This is a genomic window from Pseudomonas sp. S3_C06, from assembly GCF_054667675.1.
The window spans coordinates 6,200,724-6,218,646 of sequence record NZ_CP162747.1 but is presented as its reverse complement, the minus strand read 5'-3'; the positions used below and the strand labels follow the sequence as shown (position 1 = coordinate 6,218,646).

Genomic DNA, 17,923 nt, shown 5'->3' with positions numbered 1-17,923 from the left:
GACGTTTTGGATGTAGTCCCATCGGCATTCAGCGCCGGTGATCAATCAATTCATGACGCGCTTTCGATCGCCTCGACCCAGTGCTGCGCACTGTATTGGCCGCTGGTGAACTGCTCGATCACGTCGAACACCGCATCGCTGAAACCGCCGACATTCAAGATGTCATCGCGATCCGCCGCCTGTGTTGCAGGACCTGGCTGGATGTCGATGCACACCAGCCGGGCCTGTGGGTTGAGCTTCTTGATCCGCTCCCATTGCCGCATCGTCTCGCTGGCGCCGCGACGCTGCGAATCGATCCACGATTCGTTGTCCGAGACCATGATCAACGTATCGACCCTGGCCTCGCTGTCCGCCAACCTCTTCAGCGGTGCCGAGCAGTTGGTGCCGCCGCCAAAAATGCCGGCGAGCTTCTCGGCATTGCTGATCACACTGTCACGCGGGTTGAGCTGGATACCTACCACGTTGATCTCGAATGGCATCACACGGGCAGCCGGCTGCTTGCGCAATACCGCTGCAGCGACCAACGCCGCCACATCGATGCAGCGCACCTGCGAGGTCGCACCAGGGCGATAACCGGTCACCGGGCTGCCCATCGAACCCGACACATCCGGGCAAACCACCACCGCGCCCTTAAGCGTGGGCACGTTGGCCAGCGACAACTCCAGCGCCTCCTGCAAGGCGTCGCGGATCGCTGCCGGGGTGTTTTCGCCCATCATCCGATAAGCCGACAACAACTGGTACGGATACACCCGCGCCTTCGCCACTTCCTGTGGATCAGCCAACCGCGCCGCAACATATTCGATGCAACCCGGTACTTCAAACGCGCCGTGGCGCGCCAGGCTGTTGAGGTTGATGCGCAATCCCTGCCAGCCCATGTTGCGGGCTTGAGTGGCCCATTGCTCCTTGCTCAGTGTTTCGTTGCCGAGCAACTGAAACGGTACCGCCGGCACTTCATCACTCGCGCCGCTGCGAAACGCCAGCAAATCGCGGGTCAGCTCCGGCAAGGCCTTTGCCTCCACCGGTTTGCCAATCAACCAGGCGAAAAACGCTTCGCGCCACGCTTCGGCAGGTTTGGGGTGAACCATCTTCACCACGTCCGCCAACGACGGTTGATTGCCGATCGACGCTTGCAGCAGTTGCCGCTCGGTCGCGCTGTTCAGCCAGTTCTGCACCAGACGCTTGGGTTGCGAGCCAAGGGATTTACGCCCGGTGGCACCGCTACGGAGGATCTGTACAAAATTGCGCAGCATCTTGCCGCTGTCGATGACTTGCTCGAAAACCTCTGGCACCAGACTTGAACGCTGCGCGGTCAATGCCGCCAGCAACAATGCCGGCATGTCTTTCATGTGGCCTTTCTTGCGAGCGTAGATCGCGGCTTTCGCCACGAAGCGACTGTCGAGTTCGGCCACCAGCTTCAACACTTGGTCCAACTGACTTTCTGCGGAGGCGTAGAAGGTCTGGTTCAGGCAACCGGTGACTGCCAATTGCGCCAGTTGGTGCTTCGGGCTGTAGGCATAAGCGCTGGCACCGGAAGCATTCAAGGTGTCGCAGGCCGGCAAGTGATTCGATTGCTTGTTGAAGAGATTTGAGTTGGCCATCTTGGCGTCTCGCTGTGTTGTCCTGTTCGTTGCGACAGGTATTGCAGCGGCTGTGCCAGCTTTTGATTTCCCTCGAAAAATATTTATATCTTATTGATTTATATCGTCTTTATTTACTCATCCGTTTTTCATCGAATGAATTGACGACAAAACCCTCACCGAATACTTATTATTGGATATCGTCTTTTATCTTTTGAGATAAACATGCCAAACAAGCACACCGTCGCCATCGGTTTTATCGGCGCCACCCTTGATCGCGTCGGCAAGGGCGCCAATCGCTGGAGCCATTGGCGCCCCAGCGTTGGCTTGTGCCAACAGCAGAACGTGCTGATCAACCGGCTCGAGCTGATTCACGGCGTCGACGCCCGCGACGTCAGCCTCGCCGAGCGGGTGCGCGCCGACATCCAGCAGGTTTCACCAGAGACCGAGGTGCGCCTGCACCCGATGTCACTGCGCAACCCATGGGATTTCGAAGAGGTCTACGGCGCACTGCACGACTTCACCACCGCCTACGATTTCGACACCGAGCGCGAGGATTACCTCGTCCACATCACCACCGGCACCCACGTCGCGCAGATTTGCTGGTTCCTGCTGACCGAGGCGCGCTATCTGCCGGCGCGGCTGATCCAGACCTCCCCGGCCAAGCGCAACAGCGAAAGCGATCACGCCATCGGCACGCATGCCCTGATCGATCTCGACCTGTCGCGCTACGATCGCATCGCTTCGCGCTTCGCCAACAAGCGCCTCGAAGGCCTGGAGTTCTTGAAGTCCGGCATCGCCACACGCAACGCCGCCTTCAACCGCTCGATCGAGCAAATCGAACGCGTGGCCGTGCGCTCGAAGGCGCCGATGCTGCTGATCGGCCCGACCGGCGCCGGCAAATCCTTCCTCGCCCGACGCATCTACGAACTCAAACGCAGCCGCCATCAAATGCAGGGGCGCTTTGTCGAGGTCAACTGCGCCACCCTGCGTGGCGATGGCGCGATGTCGGCGTTGTTCGGCCATGTCAAAGGCGCCTTCACCGGCGCACAGAACGCCCGCGACGGCCTGTTGCGCGCCGCCGATGGCGGCATGCTGTTTCTCGATGAGATCGGCGAGTTGGGCGCAGACGAACAGGCGATGCTGCTCAAGGCGATTGAAGAAAAACGCTTCTTTCCGCTGGGCTCGGACAAGGAGGTCGAAAGTGATTTCCTGATCATCGCCGGCACTCACCGCGATCTGCGCAGCCGGGTCGCTGATGGCTTGTTCCGCGAAGATTTGTACGCGCGCATCAACCTGTGGACGTTCGACCTGCCCGGCCTCGCCGGTCGCCGCGAAGACATCGAACCGAACATTGATTTCGAGCTGGAACGCCACGCCCGCGAACACGGGCAACTGGTGCGTTTCAACCTGGAAGCCCGACGCAGTTATCTGGCGTTCGCCAGCTCTCGCGAGGCGGCGTGGCTGGGCAACTTCCGCGAACTGTCCGCCTCGATCACGCGGATGGCGACCCTGGCCGACAGCGGACGTATCGACGAGGCACAGGTGCAGGAGGAAATTGATCGGCTGCGCTACGCGTGGGGCTTGGCGCAACCGCAGGCGATTTCAGGAGAATTGCCGGGGGACGCCGAAAGCATGGATCTGTTTGACCGCTTGCAATTGAAGGCAGTGATCGAGGTGTGCCGGCAGGCGGACAGCTTGTCCGATGCCGGCCGCCGACTGTTCGGAATATCGCGCCAGGCCAAGGTACAAGCCAACGATGCCGATCGACTGAGGAAATACCTCGGCCGGTTCGGGCTTGAGTGGAGCCAGATCGTCGACCTCACATGATGCGGACGGCAGGCGACTAACCGCTCGTCCAACCGCGGGCACCTTCGCTCGCAGGGCGCTTCCAATGATCACCATCCGCTTCGACCGGAAGACGACCATCATGAACAGCAAAATTGCAGCGATCACCCTGGCTGGCCTGCTCGCGGCCTGCCCGCTTTTCGCCGCGGCAGCCACGAAGACTGCTGACGAGTCTGCCGCGCCACCGACCGCGCTTCCCGGCGTGAATCAGGCCGGCAAAGCTCAATCCAACGCAGACAAGGCCGACAAGAAAGGTGAAGAGGCGTCGGGCTCGAACTCCGGCGCCGAGTCGCATGAAACGGCAAAAGATGCTGCCACTTCGAGCGACTCGGAAGACCTCGGTAAATCGCCGAAACCTTGATCAGGGTTCTACGGAGGTGGTGGCTGCACATTCGTGAACGTCAGCCCGACACTCCCGGTGATTTCCCACGGGTTGGCAGCGCCATACCCGCTGAACGACACATGGTCGAACAGCGAATCCTTCAGCCCGTCGATCTGTGCCTTGGCCGGACCACTGAAGCGCACGCGCTCGAACACCAACCCCTGATGCCAGGCGTCGTTCTGACTGTCGCCCTTGACCTCGATCGCCTTGCCTTGAGCATTTTCGACGCTCACGTCGGCGACGCGGATATCGCGGAACTGCCCGGGAATGGTTGAGCGCTGGTAATCCAGCTTGGCGTTCGGATCGTTGTAGTCGAGGGTGAAAATGAACGCCTGCTTGAGCGTATTGCGGATCGCCGAGTCGCGGAAGATCACGTTACGCGCGCCGCCGCCCATGAAGTTGGTGCTCTTCATGCGCAGTCCGGCATCGGTGCCATCGGAAACGTTGTCTTCGGCCAGAATGTTTTGAATCCACGCGCCGGTATGGCTGCCGGCAACCACCATGCCGTGACCCTTGCGAAAGTAGTTATTGAAGATCCAGGCATCTTCCTGCGGCTTTTGCTGCACGGCATCAGCCCCGGTGCCCGCAGCAAAATTGACGCAGTCATCGCCGGTATCAAAGAAGTTGTTGAAGACCAGCGCGCCCTTGCTGTTGGCGAATTCGATGCCGTCGCCGTTATTGGCGTCGTAGGTTTTATGCGTGGTATTGGCCAGCACTACGTTTTCGGTTTCCAGGTTCATGATCCCGTGGAATGCCGGGTTCACCACGGTGAAACCGCCGTAGAACACGTTTTTCACGTTGCGCAGGGTGATCAGCGACGAGCGCATCTGCCCGTAGGCATCCTTGACGTTCATGCCGCTTGCCACCGCTTGCTCGACTTGCGCCTTGGCCAGAATGCCGTCCTGCTGGTAGCGGGTATTGTCGCTGGGCAGGTAGAACGGCAATGGCTGACCGCGTTCGTCGACGACATCAGCGCGGCGCTTCCAGCCGTTGCCGTCAATCGTGCCTTTGCCGACGATGCGGATGTTTTCGAACGACTGATGCTGACGCGGATCACGCGGCAAGGCATTGATCAGCGACGCCGGGCGCACGGTACTCGAATACGGATACTGGATGTAGCCGGCCAGCGGATAGTCTTCGGCACGCTCGGAACCCAACAGCGTTGCACCCTCGGCGATTTCCAGGGTGATGTTGCTCTTCAGGTAAAGCGCCCCGCTTTTGTAGGTGCCCTTGGGCAACCATACTTTGCAGCCGGGGGTGCAGGCGTCGATGGCGTTCTGGATCGCCAAAGTATCAAGGCTTTTGCCGTCACCCTTGGCGCCGTACTTCCTGACATCGAACACGGCGGCGACCTTGCTCGTCCGCTGTACAACGGCCGGACTGTCTGCCGACTCTGTGCCATCGGCGCCCACCGAACGCACGGTGAACCGATAGGCCGTATCCGGTTTCAAGCCTTGCGCGGTGTAACTGTGAATGCCGATGCGATGATGAAAACCGGCAACATCCTGTTCGTAGAAGCGGTCGATGTAAGGTTTGGCCGGCGAGACGCGGTCATTGTTGGCGTTGCTGCCCCCCAGCAACACACCGTTGGCGTAGACCCGGTAGTCGCTGATATCGGCGTGATCGGCGGGCTTTTCCCAGACCAGGATGATCTGCTGATCATCGTAGGCCAGGGTCGGCACCTGCAGTTTTGCCGGCGCCTCCAGCGCCCACGACGGCACACTGCAAACCAGCGTTAACGTGGCTGCCAGCGACAAGGCCAAAGGCTGTTTGCGCTGCGTCGGAACAACATTTCGATAAGGCATGAGCACTCCTTGTTCAGGCCGACAATCCGGCTTCTTGCAGATATTGGCTGCGATTGACGAACGTCTCGCGGGGCATTTCCACAACCTCCATCGACAGCGACTCGACGTCCGGCAGCAAAGCGACCAGCGCCGCCACGGTCGCCGAGGCCAGACGCCGGCGCTGTTCAGCACTGCGCCCGGACAACACCGACAGGACGACGTGGACAAAATCGTCCTGCCCCGTACCGCAGCGGTAATGCTCGAACGTATTGAGGCGCACCTTGATGTCGCCGGCCTTGAACAGGCCGAAGGCATCGAGGGCGTCATGCACGGTAGCGAGCAGGGTTTGCTCGCCGACACGCTGGGCCAGGCTTTGCGGGCAATCGATAAGGCAATGCGGCATGTCGCGCTCCTTGATGGATCGGTTCAACCAGCGAGCTGGCGCACCGACTCCTCGCTGAAATCTCGACTGGCCTGCACCAGCATTCGCGTGTAGGCGTGGCTTGCCAGATCCTGGCTGAGCGCCTGACTGTCGAGCAGCTCGACGATCTTGCCCTGCTGCATCACCGCCACTCGATCACACAGGTGCGTGACCACACCGAGATCGTGAGTGACCATCAGGTAGGTGAGTTTCTCGCGCCGGCGCAAATCCGCCAGCAGATTGAGAATCTCCGCCTGCACAGAGACATCCAGCGCCGAGGTCGGCTCATCGAGCAGCAACACCCGCGGCTCGAGAATCAGCGCACGGGCAATTGCCACGCGCTGGCGCTGGCCACCGGACAACTGGTGCGGATAGCGAAAACGGTAACTGTCGTTCAGACCGACCTTGAGCAGGATCTCGTTGATCCGGTCGTCCTTGTCGCGTACGCCGTGAATAATCAGCGGCTCACGCAGCGCCGTGTCAACGGTGTGGCGCGGATGCAGCGAGCCGTAAGGGTCCTGGAACACCATCTGCACCTGACGGAAATGTTCCTTGGGAATCTTGTGCTGCAGCGGCGCGCCGGCAATGCTCAACTCGCCCGTCCAGTGCCGGTACTGCCCGGCCAGGCAGCGCAACACGGTGGTCTTGCCGGAGCCGGACTCCCCCACCAGACCGAAGGATTCGCCGTCGGCGACACTGAGGCTGACGTCGTGCAGCACCTGATTGAGGGCCGGGCCGGCACCGAAACTCAGGTTCAGCGCGTGTGCTTGGATCATGGACATGGTCGATTCCTCAGCAAGTCAGCCACAGTGGATCGCGTTGCAACACCGGCAACCGTTCACGTCGGTTGTCCATGCTCGGCAACGCCGCCATCAGGCCGCGGGTATAGGGATGTTGTGCATGTTGCAGATCGCCGGCGGCGAGCGATTCGACCACCCTGCCGGCGTACATCACCAACACGCGATCGCAGTAATTGCGCACAAGGTTGAGGTCGTGGCTGACGAAAATCAGACCCATTTCCTGCTGCTCGACCAGTTCTTCCAGCACGTTGAGCACTTGCTGACGCACCGACACATCAAGGGCCGAGGTCGGCTCGTCGGCAATGATTACCTGTGGACGGGTGATGACCATCATCGCGATCATGATGCGCTGGCCCATACCACCGGAGACCTCATGCGGGTACAGGTTGTAGACCCGTTGCGGATCACGGATATGCACTTTTTCGAGCATTTCCAGCACCCGCTCGCGGGCCTCGCTGCGGCTGGCCTTGTGGTGCGCCAGATACGCCTCGGCAATCTGATCGCCGACCTTGACCACCGGGTTCAGCGAGTATTTCGGGTCCTGCATGATCATCGAAATACGCTGGCCACGAATCTTCTGCATGACCTTTTCGCCGGCCGACAGCAGATCGACTTCACCGAACTGCATGGCCTTGGCGGTGATCCGCGCGCTGGCCGGATGCAGCTTGAGCAGGCTGCGACCGACCGTCGATTTGCCCGAGCCCGACTCACCGACGATGGCGAGTTTTTCCCGCCCGAGGGTGAAGGACACGTCGCGCACGGCATGGGTTTCTTTCTGAGCATTGACGAAGCGCACATTGAGCCCTTCGACGTTCAATTTGATTGCAGACATACAGCCTCCGATTACTCGCTGCGCGGATCTAGAATGTCCCGCAGGCCGTCGCCCAACAGGTTGAAAGCCAGGCTGACCAACATGATTGCGGCCCCCGGAACAGCCACCAGCCACCAGCACTCGAGCATGTAGCGACGCCCAGTGGAGATCATCGCGCCCCACTCCGGCGACGGCGCTTGCGCACCGAGACCAAGAAAGCCCAAAGCCGCTGCGGTGAGGATGATCCCGGCCATGTTCATGGTCAGGCGGATGATCACCGACGACATGCACATCGGCACGATGTGCCGCAGGATGATTCGCGTGGACGAAGCCCCTTGCAGCTCGACCGCCACGACGAAGTCAGCCTTGCGCAACGACAGGGTTTCGGCCCGCGCCAATCGCGCAATCGGCGGCCACGACGTCAGCGCAATCGCTACCACTGCGTGTTCCAGGCCCGGACCGAGCGCAGCGATAAACGCCAGCGCCAGCACCAGGCTGGGAAAGGAAATGAAGATGTCGGTGAGGCGCATGAACACCGTGTCGACCACACCACCGTAGTAGCCGGAGACGGTGCCGATAAACAGCCCGATCGGGCCGACGATCACGGTCACCAGGGTGATGATGTACAGCGTGATGCGCGAGCCGTAGACCAGCCGACTGAAGATATCCCGGCCGTATTCATCGGTGCCGAACCAGTGGGCAGCGCCCGGCGCCTGCAGGGCATTGGCGAGGTTCTGCGCCACCGGATCATGGGTGGCGATCCACGGCGCAAACAGCGCCACCACCACCAGCACCAGCGCGACCAGCAATCCGGCCAGGGTCATCGGGTTGCGCAGCAGGTGCCGCAAGACTTTCAGGGCACTTTTGCAGAAGGCGTCGAAGCTGGATCCGGGGGTACGATCCAACCGCCGCTTGGCGCTCGAATCAGTAGAAGACATGTTGGCAATCATGGGCATGTTCTCGGATTGAATTGAGGATCACCCGGCGCGTACGCCGACGCACCGGGCAGCGTTCAGCGTTGTTTGTAGACCCCCAGATAACGCGTCGCCTCGGCATCATCACCGGCGAAGCCCTTGACGTCGGCGGCGCTGACCACGGTGTCGGTCATCTGCGAAATCATCATGATCGGACCGACCTGCTCGTCGTAGATTTTCTGTGCCTGGTGATACAGATTCAGGCGCTGGCCGGCATCACGTTCGACCCCGGCCTGATCAATCAGGCTATTGAGCTGCGGGCTGAAAAACGACGCGCGCCAGCCCTGGAAATTCGGCAGGCCGGCGTCATCGCTGTTGTTGGGGTTGTAGGCAAACGTGCGCAGGCTGAAATACGGATGCGGATAGCGCTCGGCCCCGCGCGCAACGATGATGTCGAAGTTGCGCGCACGCATGGCGCCGTACACCTGGTTGCCCGTGCCGTTGACGATGCTGGCCTTGATCCCGCCCTCGGCCAGCGTCGCCTGCAGACGCGCGGCGATATCGATGAAGGGCGGCTCTGACAATGTGCGAATGGTCGTGGTGAAGCCGTCCGGATAACCCGCTTCGGCGAGGAGCTTTTTCGCCTTGGCGACGTCCATGTGATAACCCGGATCCGGCAGGCGCGCCGCCAGACTGAGTTGCATCGGCTGCTGATTCAGCTGGCCGTAATACGGCATCACTTGTTCGTCGAGGCCCTTGTAGTCGATCAGGTTGCGCACCGCTTCGCGCACTTTGGGGTTGGCAAATTCGGGCTGCTTCATGCTCAGCGCGACGTAGTACATGGTGCCGCGCGGCAGTGACTGCACGTGGATTTTTTCCGAACCGTCGATGGCGCGGATGTCCGGTGCGGCCATGCCATACGCCAGATCGAGGTCACCGCGCTCCAGCATCAGACGCAGCGACTGCGATTCGGTCATGTGCCGCACCACCACGCGTTTGAGCTTGGCAGCACCGCCCCAGTAACCGTCGAACCGGGTCAGCAACAGCGAGTCGTTCGCCGTCCATTTGCTCAGCACAAAGGGGCCGCTACCGGCCTCGTTGGTCACCAGCCAGTTAGCACCGAGGTCAGCGTTTTTCTCATGCGCCAACGCTGTTTTGCGATCGATCACCACCGCGCTCGGCGAGATCGCCAGCGAGTCGATCAGCAACAGCGGATCCATGGTTTGCGGCAAGTCGATGACCAGCGTGTGGGCATCGCTGGCACGGATCAGTGACTGGATGTTGTCGACGTTATAACCGTAGGCTTTCCAGGTCGTGGCCAGGCCGAAATTGAGTTTCATCACCCGGTACAACGACCAGGCCACGTCTTCAGCGGTCAGCGGATTGCCGGAGTGAAACTTGACGTCCTGACGCAAATGAAAGGTTATCTGCTTGCCGTCGTCGCTGATCGTCCAGCGCTCGGCCAGTTGCGGCAGATGCTGTTCCGGATTGCCCTGATCACGCTTGACCAGGGTGTCGTAAAGATTGGCATTGACGCCGGAAGCGTCGAGGCCCGGTGCGTTGGCCGGATCGATGGAAAACAGGTTGACCATGCTCATGCCGACGATCAGTTGATCGGCCGGCGTCTTGGCGCTGGCCTGGGTCATCGGCACCAGCGCCAGGACCGCCGCCAACAGGCCAGCGTGCAGTTTGGTAAATGCAGTCGTCATTGAAAAATCCTTCTTTTTATAATTTTTAGTGCTGCTGCCAGGCGTGTTAACGGGTGCGCGGGTCGAAGACCTTGTACAAGGCATCGCTGATCAGGTTGAGCGCGACAAAAATCAAACCGATCACCAGCACACAGCCCATCACCGCATTCATGTCGCCGAGCATCAGGCTGCTGGTCAGGTACTGGCCGAAACCCGGCCAGGCAAAGACCGTTTCGATCAGCACCGCGCCTTCGAGCAGCGAGCCGTAAGCCAGCGCCACCACCGTCAGCAATTGCACGAGGATGTTGCGAAAGGCGTGACCCCAGACCACCTGGCGGCGCGACAAACCCTTGACCCGAGCGGTGATGATGTATTCCTGGGACAGTTGCTCGAGCATGAAGCTGCGCGTCATCCGACTGATGTAAGCCACCGAGTTCAGCCCGAGGATCAGCGCCGGCAAGACGATGTGGCGCAAGGCGCTGGCGAAGGCTTCCCAATCACCGGCCAGGCCCGAATCGATCAGCAACAGCCCGGTGACTTCGGGCACCATGCCGTCGTACGCCAGGTCGATGCGACCGGCGCCCCCGGCCCAGCCGAGCCAGGCGTAAAACACCAGCAGGCCCATCATGCCCAGCCAGAAAATCGGCGTGGAATAGCCGAACAGGGTAATCACTCGCGCGACATGATCGCCAAGTCGCCCTTGATTACTTGCCGCGCATACACCCAGCGGCAAACCGATCAGCACACCGAAGAGGATGGCCAGGGTCGCCAGTTCGATGGTGGCCGGGAACACCCGGCGGATGTCATCGAGCACCGGGTGCCCGGTCAACAGCGCGTTGCCGAAATTGCCGTGCAGCAAGTCGTTGAGGTACAGGCCGAACTGGGTCCAGATCGGCTTGTCGAGCCCCATCGCCCGGTACACCTGATCGTAGGTCGAACTGTCGGCGTCCGGCCCGACCACCGCCAGCACCGGATCGAGCGGCATCACCCGACCGATGATAAACGTCAGCGCCAAAAGGCCCAGCAACGTCACCAGTACCGTGCTGGCACGCCGCGCAGTATTGGAGGCGCGGGCTCCCATGGCAGAGGCAGTCATAACAAACATAGTCAGCTCCTGATAAAACGGTCACCGGTGCACCCGGCACGCGAAGTTCATCCGTGCATTTCAGCGTTTTTTGTAGACGTCTTTGTAGCGCGTGGTCGCGGCCGTGTGCCCTTGGAAATCGGCAACATCGGCGTAGACCAGCACCGTGTCGGTCATCTGCGAGACCGGCAGAATCGCGCCCACTTGCTGATCGAGTTGCTGCTGGATGTCCTGATACTGCGCCTGCTGTTTCTGCGCATCGGGCTCGACTTCGGCACTCTCGATCAACTGATTCAACTCGGGACTGTAAAACGAAGTGCGCCAGCCCTGGAAGTTGCTCAGCTTGGCTTCGTCACGGTTATCCGGGTTGTACACCAGCGTGCGCAGGCTCGAATGGGGATGACGTTCGGCGCCGCCACCGCCACGACCGACGATGATGTCGAAACTGCGCTCACGCATGGCGCCGTAGATCTGGTTACCGGTGCCGGTGATGATGCTGGCTTCGATCCCGGCCTGCGCCAGCGTCGATTGCAGATTGGAGGCAATGTTGATGAACGGTGGCTCGGCCAGCACGCGAATACTGGTTTTGAACCCGTTCGGGTAACCGGCGTCAGCGAGGAGTTTTTTTGCCTCATCGACATTCAGTCGATAACCGGGATCCGGCAGGCGCGCGGCCAGTCCCAACGGCATCGGCCGCTGATTGATCACGCCGTAGTGCGGCATGACGGTCTGGTTGATGCCCTGATAGTCGATCAACGAGCGCACGGCCTTGCGCACGCGCGCGTCGGCGAACATCGGCTGCTTCACACTCAGCGCGACGTAGTACAGCGTGCCGCGTTGCAGAGTTTGCGTGCGGACCTTGTCGCTTTTCTGCAAGGCCTGAATGTCCGGCGCCGACATGCCTTTGGCAATGTCGAGGTCGCCCCGCTCGATCATCAGACGCAACGACTGCGACTCGGTCATGTTGCGCATGACGATACGCTTGAGCTTGGCCGGGCCACCCCAATAACCGTCGAAACGGCTCATCAGAATCACGTCGTTGGCCCGCCAGTCATTGAGCACAAAGGCACCACTGCCGGCGGCGTGCGTCACCAGCCAGGCGGCGCCCAGGTCATTGTTCTTCTGATGCTCGAGGACTTTTTTACGGTCGAGAATGAAGGCGCTGGGCGACGTCGCCAGCGTGTTGAGCACCAACTGCGGATCGGTGGGTCGCGGCAATTCAATGACGAAGGTATTGGCATCGGTCGCGCGCATCGAACGCTCGACGTTGTCGGCGGTAAAACCGTAAGCCTTCCAGGTCGACGCCAATGCGAGATTGAGTTTGAGCACGCGCTGCAACGACCAGGCGACGTCTTCGGCGCTCAACGGGTTGCCCGATTGAAATTGCACGCCCTGGCGCAGATTGAAGGTCAGGGTCTTGCGGTCGTCGCTGACTTGCCAGCGCTCGGCGAGTGCCGGTAACAGCTGATCCGGCGCAGCGACGTCTTGCACCAGCAACATGTCATAAAGATTGGCATTGATCTCCGACACGTCCAGGCCGGTGGCCGCCGCCGGGTCGAGGGACAGCAGATTGATCATGCTCATGCCGACGATCAATTGATCGGCCGGGGTTTTGGCATGGACGACAGGTAGCGCGGTCACCGTCAGGGTAGCCGCCAGAACCCGCGCCCACAGCGAAGGAAGAATGTTCATAGCGAGAGTGCCTTTCTTATATTTATAGGGCTCTCGGACAGCCCGGCATGCACCGGGCAGCCCGCGTACACGTCAGAAGCTTTTAAGCGTGTTCATCTCGATGAAGTTGAAGTCGATGTCTTCGCCCAGACCCGGCAGGTCGGACAAATGCACAAAACCATCGCTGTCCATCGGGTCGACCAGGCGCTTGAGGTACGCCGGCACCTCGTCGTAATCCAGATACGGGTGCAGCAAGCCGCGCTCGTACCAGGTGCAGTTCCTGATCGCGCCGACCACCGTCAGGTTGGCTGCGCCGTTGCCATGGATTTCGCAGTCCATGCCAAACGACTCGGCCATGTGCGCGACTTTCAGGCAAGGCCCGATCCCGCCGACCCCGGCAACGCCGGCACGCAGGATGTCGCAAACGTCGTGCTTGACCCAACTGGCCCGGCTCAGGTGTTTGCCGGACAAGGTTTCCGGCCCGAGTACCGGAATGTCCAGTTGCCCCGCCAGCCAGGCATAGGATTCGGCGGATTCTTCCATCATCGGCTCTTCGAACCAGGCGAAGTCGAGTTTTTCCAGTTCGCGTCCGATGTACAACGCTTCGGTGCGGCTGTACCAGTGATAACCGTCGAGCATCAAGGCGATGTCCGGGCCCACCGCTTCGCGCACCGCCGCGCAGGCTTTGACGTCAATGCGCGGGCTCGGTGCGAACGAGACCGGCGGCATCCAGGTGTGCAACTTGATCGCCTTGTAGCCGCGCTTGACCAGCGTTTCGGCAAAGCGTCCGTAGTCTTCCGGCGTCGCCAGGCCCTCAGGCAATTCATCGCCGCACATGGTTGAGCCGTACGCCGGCACCTTGTCGCGAAAACCGCCGATCAACTTGTGCACCGGCACGCCGAGCTTGCGCCCCGCCCAGTCCCACAACGCCTGCTCGACCAATGCCAGCGCGCGATCAGTCAACTGGCTGGCGCTACCACGCTGCCAGTGCGCCAAGTCATGCCAGATCTTTTCGCGATCAAAGGCGTTCTGCCCGACCAGCACCTTGCGCACAAAACCGTCCAGCACATAAGGACGAATCAGCTCCGGCGCACCGAGGGCGTAACCCTCCTTGCCGTCTTCGGTCTGGATGCGCAGCAACGCCATTTGCGCCTGACTGACATCACCGGGATGAGCATGACCGGCGCTGTCGACTGCGCGGCGGGTGGGATAGGAAAAAACCTGGACGTTGACTGCTGTGATTCTCATGGACGTCTTGAGCCTTCTTATTGGATTTGTGACAGGAGTGTCGTCGGTTGCGATCGATCATAGGTCATCGTACAACACTTGAAAAGACCCAATAACACCTCTTCGAATCGAAGCCTTTGCGGCTAAACGTCCAGCAAAGCGCCATATTTAAAGATGACTACGGAATAACAGGACTTGCTTTAGACCCCTATTCACAGGGCATATATGTATCAATATGTTTCTAAACCAGCAAAATCACGTAGACGAGTCATCTTGTCGTACGATAACTTATATCTGCGCCTCAAATGAGAGCCATACGCAACATCGCGGTGCCTGTAGTACTCGTCAAACGACCCTAACAAAAACAAAAAAAGAAGACCGTATGAACACCACCCTACGCACGCTCGTCACTGTCGCGGCCCTCGGCCTGCCCTTCGCTGTCAACGCTGACTCCGCCAGCCTCAACTACCGCCACCAGTACACCGAGGAGGACAGCGCCCACGCCGACCGAATCAAGCTCAACTACCGCCTGGACAGTGGCCTGGGATTTGAGGCGGAGATGAAATACCGCACGGCCGGTGACCGCAAAGATGTCGCCTACGACAACATGGTCAACAACGGCCATGAGTTCACGGTGAGCTACAACTACAAGCTCAGCGCGCAGTCGACGCTGACCCCGGCGTTTCAGATGGACAGCTCCAAGGATGCGACCGCCTACAAGTTCGGCCTCAAGTACAACTACAAGATCGACGACGCCTTTTACGTAGCGACGCGCTATCGCCTGGACCTGCGCAAACTCGATCGCGATCAGGTCAACAAAGACATGCCCGATCACTACAAGGATGACCAGACCACCCACCGCTTCGAAGGCTGGCTCGGCTACACGCCAGCCAACAAGTGGGCTTACGAATATCAGTTCATCTATTTCAAGACCGACTACATCCGCTACGACAACAAGAAGAGCGACTACGAACAGAACCTGATCGTCAAATACAAGCTCACCAAACAATGGGCGCCCTTCATGGAAATCGGCGACATCAAAGTCGAGTCCACCTCACCCGACCGCCAGGCTCGCTGGCGTCTGGGCGTGCAATACAACTTCATGTAAGCCGCGCACTGGTTTTGCCTGGCGAGCGCGCATCGCTTGTCGGGCAGACACCCTGCCGCCCCACCCTCTTCACCACCGCGTAATGGAAGACCCGACCATGACCACACACGCTACGCAAGCCAAACCTTTCAACCGTATTCTGCTGACCGGCGCCGCCGGTGGGCTCGGCCAGATTCTGCGCGAAACACTGCAGGTTCACGCCGACATCGTCCGCTCCTCGGACATCAGTGCGATGACGCCGAGCCGCGGCGCGCATGACGAAGTTATCAACTGCAATCTGAGCGACAAGGCCGCTGTCGCCGCGCTGGTCGAGGGCGTCGATGCCATCGTGCATTTGGGCGGGATCTCGGTGGAGCGATCCTTCGAAGAAATTCTCGAGGCGAATATACGCGGCACCTTTCATGTTTATGAGGCCGCGCGCCTGCACGGGGTCAAGCGCATCGTGTTCGCCAGCTCCAACCACGTCACCGGTTTTTACTCGCAGGACGAACAGATCGACGCCCATTCGCCGCGTCGCCCGGACGGTTATTACGGCTTGTCGAAGGCTTACGGCGAGGACCTGGCAACCTTCTATTTCCACCGCTATGGCATCGAAACAGTGAGCCTGCGCATCGGCTCCTCGTTCCCCGAACCGCGCAACCTGCGCATGCTGGCGACCTGGCTGAGCTATACCGATCTGCAGCACCTGATCGCCCGCGCACTGCTGGCCAGCGATGTCGGGCACAGCGTGGTGTACGGGGTGTCCGCCAACCGGGATCAGTGGTGGAACAACCGGCACGCCGCGCACCTGGGCTTTGCGCCGCAGGACAGCTCCGAAGCCTTTCGCGCAAAGGTCGAACAACAACCGGCACTCGCTGCCGACCACCCGGACCGCTTGTATCAGGGCGGCGCTTTTACCGCAGCAGGTCCGTTTGAAACGCCGGCGCAGACGCGCTCATGAGTGCTGAACTGATTGTCGATGCGCGCAACGCCACCGGTGAAAGCCCGGTCTGGCAAGCCGACGAAAATGCCTTGTATTGGGTGGATATTCCGGCCGGCCGCTTGCATCGCTGGCAGCTCGACGGCCATACCGACTGCTGGCAGGCGGACGAAATGCTCGCCTGTATCGCCCGCAGTGAAGCGGGACATTGGCTGGGCGCGCAGGAAAGTGGCCTGTTCAAACTGCGCCCGCAGGCTGACGGGCGTCTGGCTGCGGAAAAGCTCATCGGCGTCGAGCACGCCCGCCCGAGCATGCGCTTCAATGATGGTCGCTGCGATCGTCAGGGACGCTTCTGGGCCAGCTCGATGCCAACCGCTATGGGTGCCGAGGCGGTCGGCGCGCTGTATCGCTACGACGCGCATAACCGGAATGATGCATCGGTGCTGGCGCCGCAACTGGAGGACCTTGTGGTGCCCAACGGCCTGGCGTTCAGTCCCGACGGGAGCATCCTGTATCTGTCCGATTCGCACCCGAGCCGGCAACTGATCTGGGCCTTCGATTACGACATCGACAGCGGCACGCCGCACAACCGCCGCTTGTTTGTCGACATGAACAATCACCCCGGGCGACCGGACGGTGCTGCCGTCGATTCACACGGTTGTTACTGGATCTGCGCGATTGATGCCGGCCTGGTGTTGCGCTTTACCCCGCAGGGGAAACTGGATCGCGCGCTGCCGGTACCGGTAAAGAAACCGACGATGTGCGCCTTTGGCGGCCCTCGGCTCGACACCCTGTTTGTCACCTCGATTCGCCCGCAAGGCATCGATCTCGCTGACCAGCCATTGGCGGGCGGAGTCTTCGCCCTCAACCCGGGAGTTCAAGGCCTGCCCGAACCCAAGGCCCGCGCCTGAGGCTTCAGACGTTCAACGCCGCCGCGTCTGCGGCCTCGTAGGCACGGCGCAGACGCTCGCGGCTGTTGGACAGATGCAAACGCATGGCTGCGCGGGCGGCGTCGGAATCACGTCGGACAATCGCAATGTAAATGTCTTCATGCTCGCGACTGAGGCGCTCCAGATAGGGCTCCTTGCGGTCATTCTCCAGGCGTTTGGAATGCAAGCGTGTGCGCGGCAGAATGTTCGCGCCCAGGTGCAGCATGATGTCGGTGAAATAGCGGTTGCCGGTGGCCAGCGCAATTTGCTGGTGGAACTGAAAATCCGCCGACACGGCGTAGTCGACACTGACGGCGCGGGAATTGATGGCGTCCAGCGAATCACGCATCAGTTGCAGTTGCTCATCGGTACGCCGCGCACACGCCAGGCCAGCGGCCTCGACCTCCAAAGTGATGCGCAATTCAAGCACCGCCAAGACATCCTGAAGCGTGACGATGCTGTCCGGATCAATGCGAAAACCGCTCGGGCTGGGAATGTCCTGAACAAAGGTACCGATACCGTGACGGGTTTCCACCAAGCCTGCTGCCTGCAGACGCGATATCGCCTCGCGCACCACTGTGCGACTGACGCCGTGCTCGGCCATGACCTGAGATTCAGTCGGCAGCTTCGTCGCGCGCGCGAGTTCGCCGCTGCAAATGCGTCGGGACAGCTCGGTGACCAGGTCCTCCGCCAGGCTGCGATGCCGACGACGAACATTGGGTGTGGCGTTGGATCTGTCCATCAGCAACAAAAATCTCGA

16 protein-coding genes are annotated in these 17,923 nt (G+C 60.5%); 5 read left to right on the top strand and 11 right to left on the bottom strand.

Annotated features, from left to right (window positions below):
* Positions 1–50 precede the first annotated feature (50 nt).
* Positions 51–1,598, bottom strand: a complete 1,548-nt coding sequence (locus AB4N44_RS27630; protein WP_150774028.1) for a TROVE domain-containing protein — start codon at positions 1,596–1,598, stop codon at positions 51–53.
* Positions 1,599–1,802: 204 nt separating this feature from the next.
* On the opposite strand from AB4N44_RS27630, the gene rtcR reads away from it, so the two are divergent.
* Both rtcR and AB4N44_RS27620 read left to right on the top strand, forming a co-directional pair.
* On the top strand, positions 1,803–3,407 hold the full coding sequence (gene rtcR, locus AB4N44_RS27625) for an RNA repair transcriptional activator RtcR (RefSeq protein ID WP_460111248.1): 1,605 nt from the start codon (positions 1,803–1,805) through the stop codon (positions 3,405–3,407).
* A 100-nt stretch (positions 3,408–3,507) separates the two neighbouring features.
* Positions 3,508–3,786, top strand: a complete 279-nt coding sequence (locus AB4N44_RS27620; protein ID WP_150774050.1) for a hypothetical protein — start codon at positions 3,508–3,510, stop codon at positions 3,784–3,786.
* An 8-nt stretch (positions 3,787–3,794) separates the two neighbouring features.
* Here AB4N44_RS27620 and AB4N44_RS27615 read toward each other — a convergent pair whose 3' ends face one another.
* The 9 genes from AB4N44_RS27615 to AB4N44_RS27575 all read right to left on the bottom strand — a co-directional run bounded on the left by AB4N44_RS27615 (position 3,795) and on the right by AB4N44_RS27575 (position 14,228).
* Positions 3,795–5,612 carry a glycosyl hydrolase family 28 protein gene (locus tag AB4N44_RS27615; RefSeq protein WP_460111250.1) on the bottom strand — a complete coding sequence of 606 codons (1,818 nt, stop codon included), beginning with the start codon at positions 5,610–5,612 and terminating at the stop codon, positions 3,795–3,797.
* 13 nt (positions 5,613–5,625) lie between these two features.
* Positions 5,626–5,994: a 5-carboxymethyl-2-hydroxymuconate Delta-isomerase gene (locus tag AB4N44_RS27610; protein ID WP_460111251.1), complete on the bottom strand. Its 369-nt coding sequence runs from the start codon at positions 5,992–5,994 to the stop codon at positions 5,626–5,628.
* Between the two features lie 23 nt (positions 5,995–6,017).
* Positions 6,018–6,794, bottom strand: a complete 777-nt coding sequence (locus tag AB4N44_RS27605; protein ID WP_095120124.1) for an ABC transporter ATP-binding protein — start codon at positions 6,792–6,794, stop codon at positions 6,018–6,020.
* Between the two features lie 10 nt (positions 6,795–6,804).
* Positions 6,805–7,644, bottom strand: coding sequence for an ABC transporter ATP-binding protein (locus tag AB4N44_RS27600; RefSeq protein WP_026000816.1), 840 nt, complete (start codon positions 7,642–7,644; stop codon positions 6,805–6,807).
* A gap of 11 nt (positions 7,645–7,655) precedes the next feature.
* Positions 7,656–8,573 carry an ABC transporter permease gene (locus tag AB4N44_RS27595; protein ID WP_038364768.1) on the bottom strand — a complete coding sequence of 306 codons (918 nt, stop codon included), beginning with the start codon at positions 8,571–8,573 and terminating at the stop codon, positions 7,656–7,658.
* A gap of 62 nt (positions 8,574–8,635) precedes the next feature.
* Positions 8,636–10,246, bottom strand: a complete 1,611-nt coding sequence (locus AB4N44_RS27590; RefSeq protein WP_150774023.1) for an ABC transporter substrate-binding protein — start codon at positions 10,244–10,246, stop codon at positions 8,636–8,638.
* Between the two features lie 46 nt (positions 10,247–10,292).
* Positions 10,293–11,306 carry an ABC transporter permease gene (locus AB4N44_RS27585; protein ID WP_410479220.1) on the bottom strand — a complete coding sequence of 338 codons (1,014 nt, stop codon included), beginning with the start codon at positions 11,304–11,306 and terminating at the stop codon, positions 10,293–10,295.
* An 84-nt stretch (positions 11,307–11,390) separates the two neighbouring features.
* Entirely contained in the window at positions 11,391–13,001 is a 1,611-nt protein-coding gene (locus tag AB4N44_RS27580; protein ID WP_150707340.1) for an ABC transporter substrate-binding protein, read from the bottom strand.
* 72 nt (positions 13,002–13,073) lie between these two features.
* Positions 13,074–14,228 (bottom strand): mandelate racemase family protein, encoded by a 1,155-nt coding sequence (locus AB4N44_RS27575; protein WP_460111255.1) that lies wholly within the window; start codon positions 14,226–14,228, stop codon positions 13,074–13,076.
* 361 nt (positions 14,229–14,589) lie between these two features.
* Between AB4N44_RS27575 and AB4N44_RS27570 the strand changes: the two genes are divergently transcribed.
* The 3 genes from AB4N44_RS27570 (at position 14,590) to AB4N44_RS27560 (ending at position 17,145) form a co-directional block, all read left to right on the top strand.
* Complete coding sequence (locus tag AB4N44_RS27570) at positions 14,590–15,315, top strand: oligogalacturonate-specific porin KdgM family protein (RefSeq protein WP_122597771.1); 726 nt, start codon at positions 14,590–14,592, stop codon at positions 15,313–15,315.
* 97 nt (positions 15,316–15,412) lie between these two features.
* Entirely contained in the window at positions 15,413–16,255 is an 843-nt protein-coding gene (locus AB4N44_RS27565; RefSeq protein ID WP_150774021.1) for an NAD-dependent epimerase/dehydratase family protein, read from the top strand.
* Positions 16,252–17,145, top strand: a complete 894-nt coding sequence (locus AB4N44_RS27560) for an SMP-30/gluconolactonase/LRE family protein (RefSeq protein ID WP_160039191.1) — start codon at positions 16,252–16,254, stop codon at positions 17,143–17,145. The genes AB4N44_RS27565 and AB4N44_RS27560 overlap by 4 nt, the downstream gene beginning before the upstream one ends.
* 4 nt (positions 17,146–17,149) lie before the next feature.
* On the opposite strand, the gene AB4N44_RS27555 is transcribed toward AB4N44_RS27560, so the two are convergent.
* A complete protein-coding gene (locus AB4N44_RS27555) occupies positions 17,150–17,905 on the bottom strand; it encodes a FadR/GntR family transcriptional regulator (protein WP_038364752.1) in 756 nt (251 codons plus the stop codon).
* Positions 17,906–17,923: the final 18 nt, after the last annotated feature.

What these genes read in the sequence shown, in the direction of transcription:
- AB4N44_RS27630 (WP_150774028.1), bottom strand. Translation starts at nt 1,598, where the DNA reads ATGGCCAACTCAAATCTCTTCAACAAGCAATCGAATCACTTGCCGGCC.
- rtcR (WP_460111248.1), top strand. Translation starts at nt 1,803, where the DNA reads ATGCCAAACAAGCACACCGTCGCCATCGGTTTTATCGGCGCCACCCTT.
- AB4N44_RS27620 (WP_150774050.1), top strand. Translation starts at nt 3,508, where the DNA reads ATGAACAGCAAAATTGCAGCGATCACCCTGGCTGGCCTGCTCGCGGCC.
- AB4N44_RS27615 (WP_460111250.1), bottom strand. Translation starts at nt 5,612, where the DNA reads ATGCCTTATCGAAATGTTGTTCCGACGCAGCGCAAACAGCCTTTGGCC.
- AB4N44_RS27610 (WP_460111251.1), bottom strand. Translation starts at nt 5,994, where the DNA reads ATGCCGCATTGCCTTATCGATTGCCCGCAAAGCCTGGCCCAGCGTGTC.
- AB4N44_RS27605 (WP_095120124.1), bottom strand. Translation starts at nt 6,794, where the DNA reads ATGTCCATGATCCAAGCACACGCGCTGAACCTGAGTTTCGGTGCCGGC.
- AB4N44_RS27600 (WP_026000816.1), bottom strand. Translation starts at nt 7,644, where the DNA reads ATGTCTGCAATCAAATTGAACGTCGAAGGGCTCAATGTGCGCTTCGTC.
- AB4N44_RS27595 (WP_038364768.1), bottom strand. Translation starts at nt 8,573, where the DNA reads ATGATTGCCAACATGTCTTCTACTGATTCGAGCGCCAAGCGGCGGTTG.
- AB4N44_RS27590 (WP_150774023.1), bottom strand. Translation starts at nt 10,246, where the DNA reads ATGACGACTGCATTTACCAAACTGCACGCTGGCCTGTTGGCGGCGGTC.
- AB4N44_RS27585 (WP_410479220.1), bottom strand. Translation starts at nt 11,306, where the DNA reads ATGGGAGCCCGCGCCTCCAATACTGCGCGGCGTGCCAGCACGGTACTG.
- AB4N44_RS27580 (WP_150707340.1), bottom strand. Translation starts at nt 13,001, where the DNA reads ATGAACATTCTTCCTTCGCTGTGGGCGCGGGTTCTGGCGGCTACCCTG.
- AB4N44_RS27575 (WP_460111255.1), bottom strand. Translation starts at nt 14,228, where the DNA reads ATGAGAATCACAGCAGTCAACGTCCAGGTTTTTTCCTATCCCACCCGC.
- AB4N44_RS27570 (WP_122597771.1), top strand. Translation starts at nt 14,590, where the DNA reads ATGAACACCACCCTACGCACGCTCGTCACTGTCGCGGCCCTCGGCCTG.
- AB4N44_RS27565 (WP_150774021.1), top strand. Translation starts at nt 15,413, where the DNA reads ATGACCACACACGCTACGCAAGCCAAACCTTTCAACCGTATTCTGCTG.
- AB4N44_RS27560 (WP_160039191.1), top strand. Translation starts at nt 16,252, where the DNA reads ATGAGTGCTGAACTGATTGTCGATGCGCGCAACGCCACCGGTGAAAGC.
- AB4N44_RS27555 (WP_038364752.1), bottom strand. Translation starts at nt 17,905, where the DNA reads ATGGACAGATCCAACGCCACACCCAATGTTCGTCGTCGGCATCGCAGC.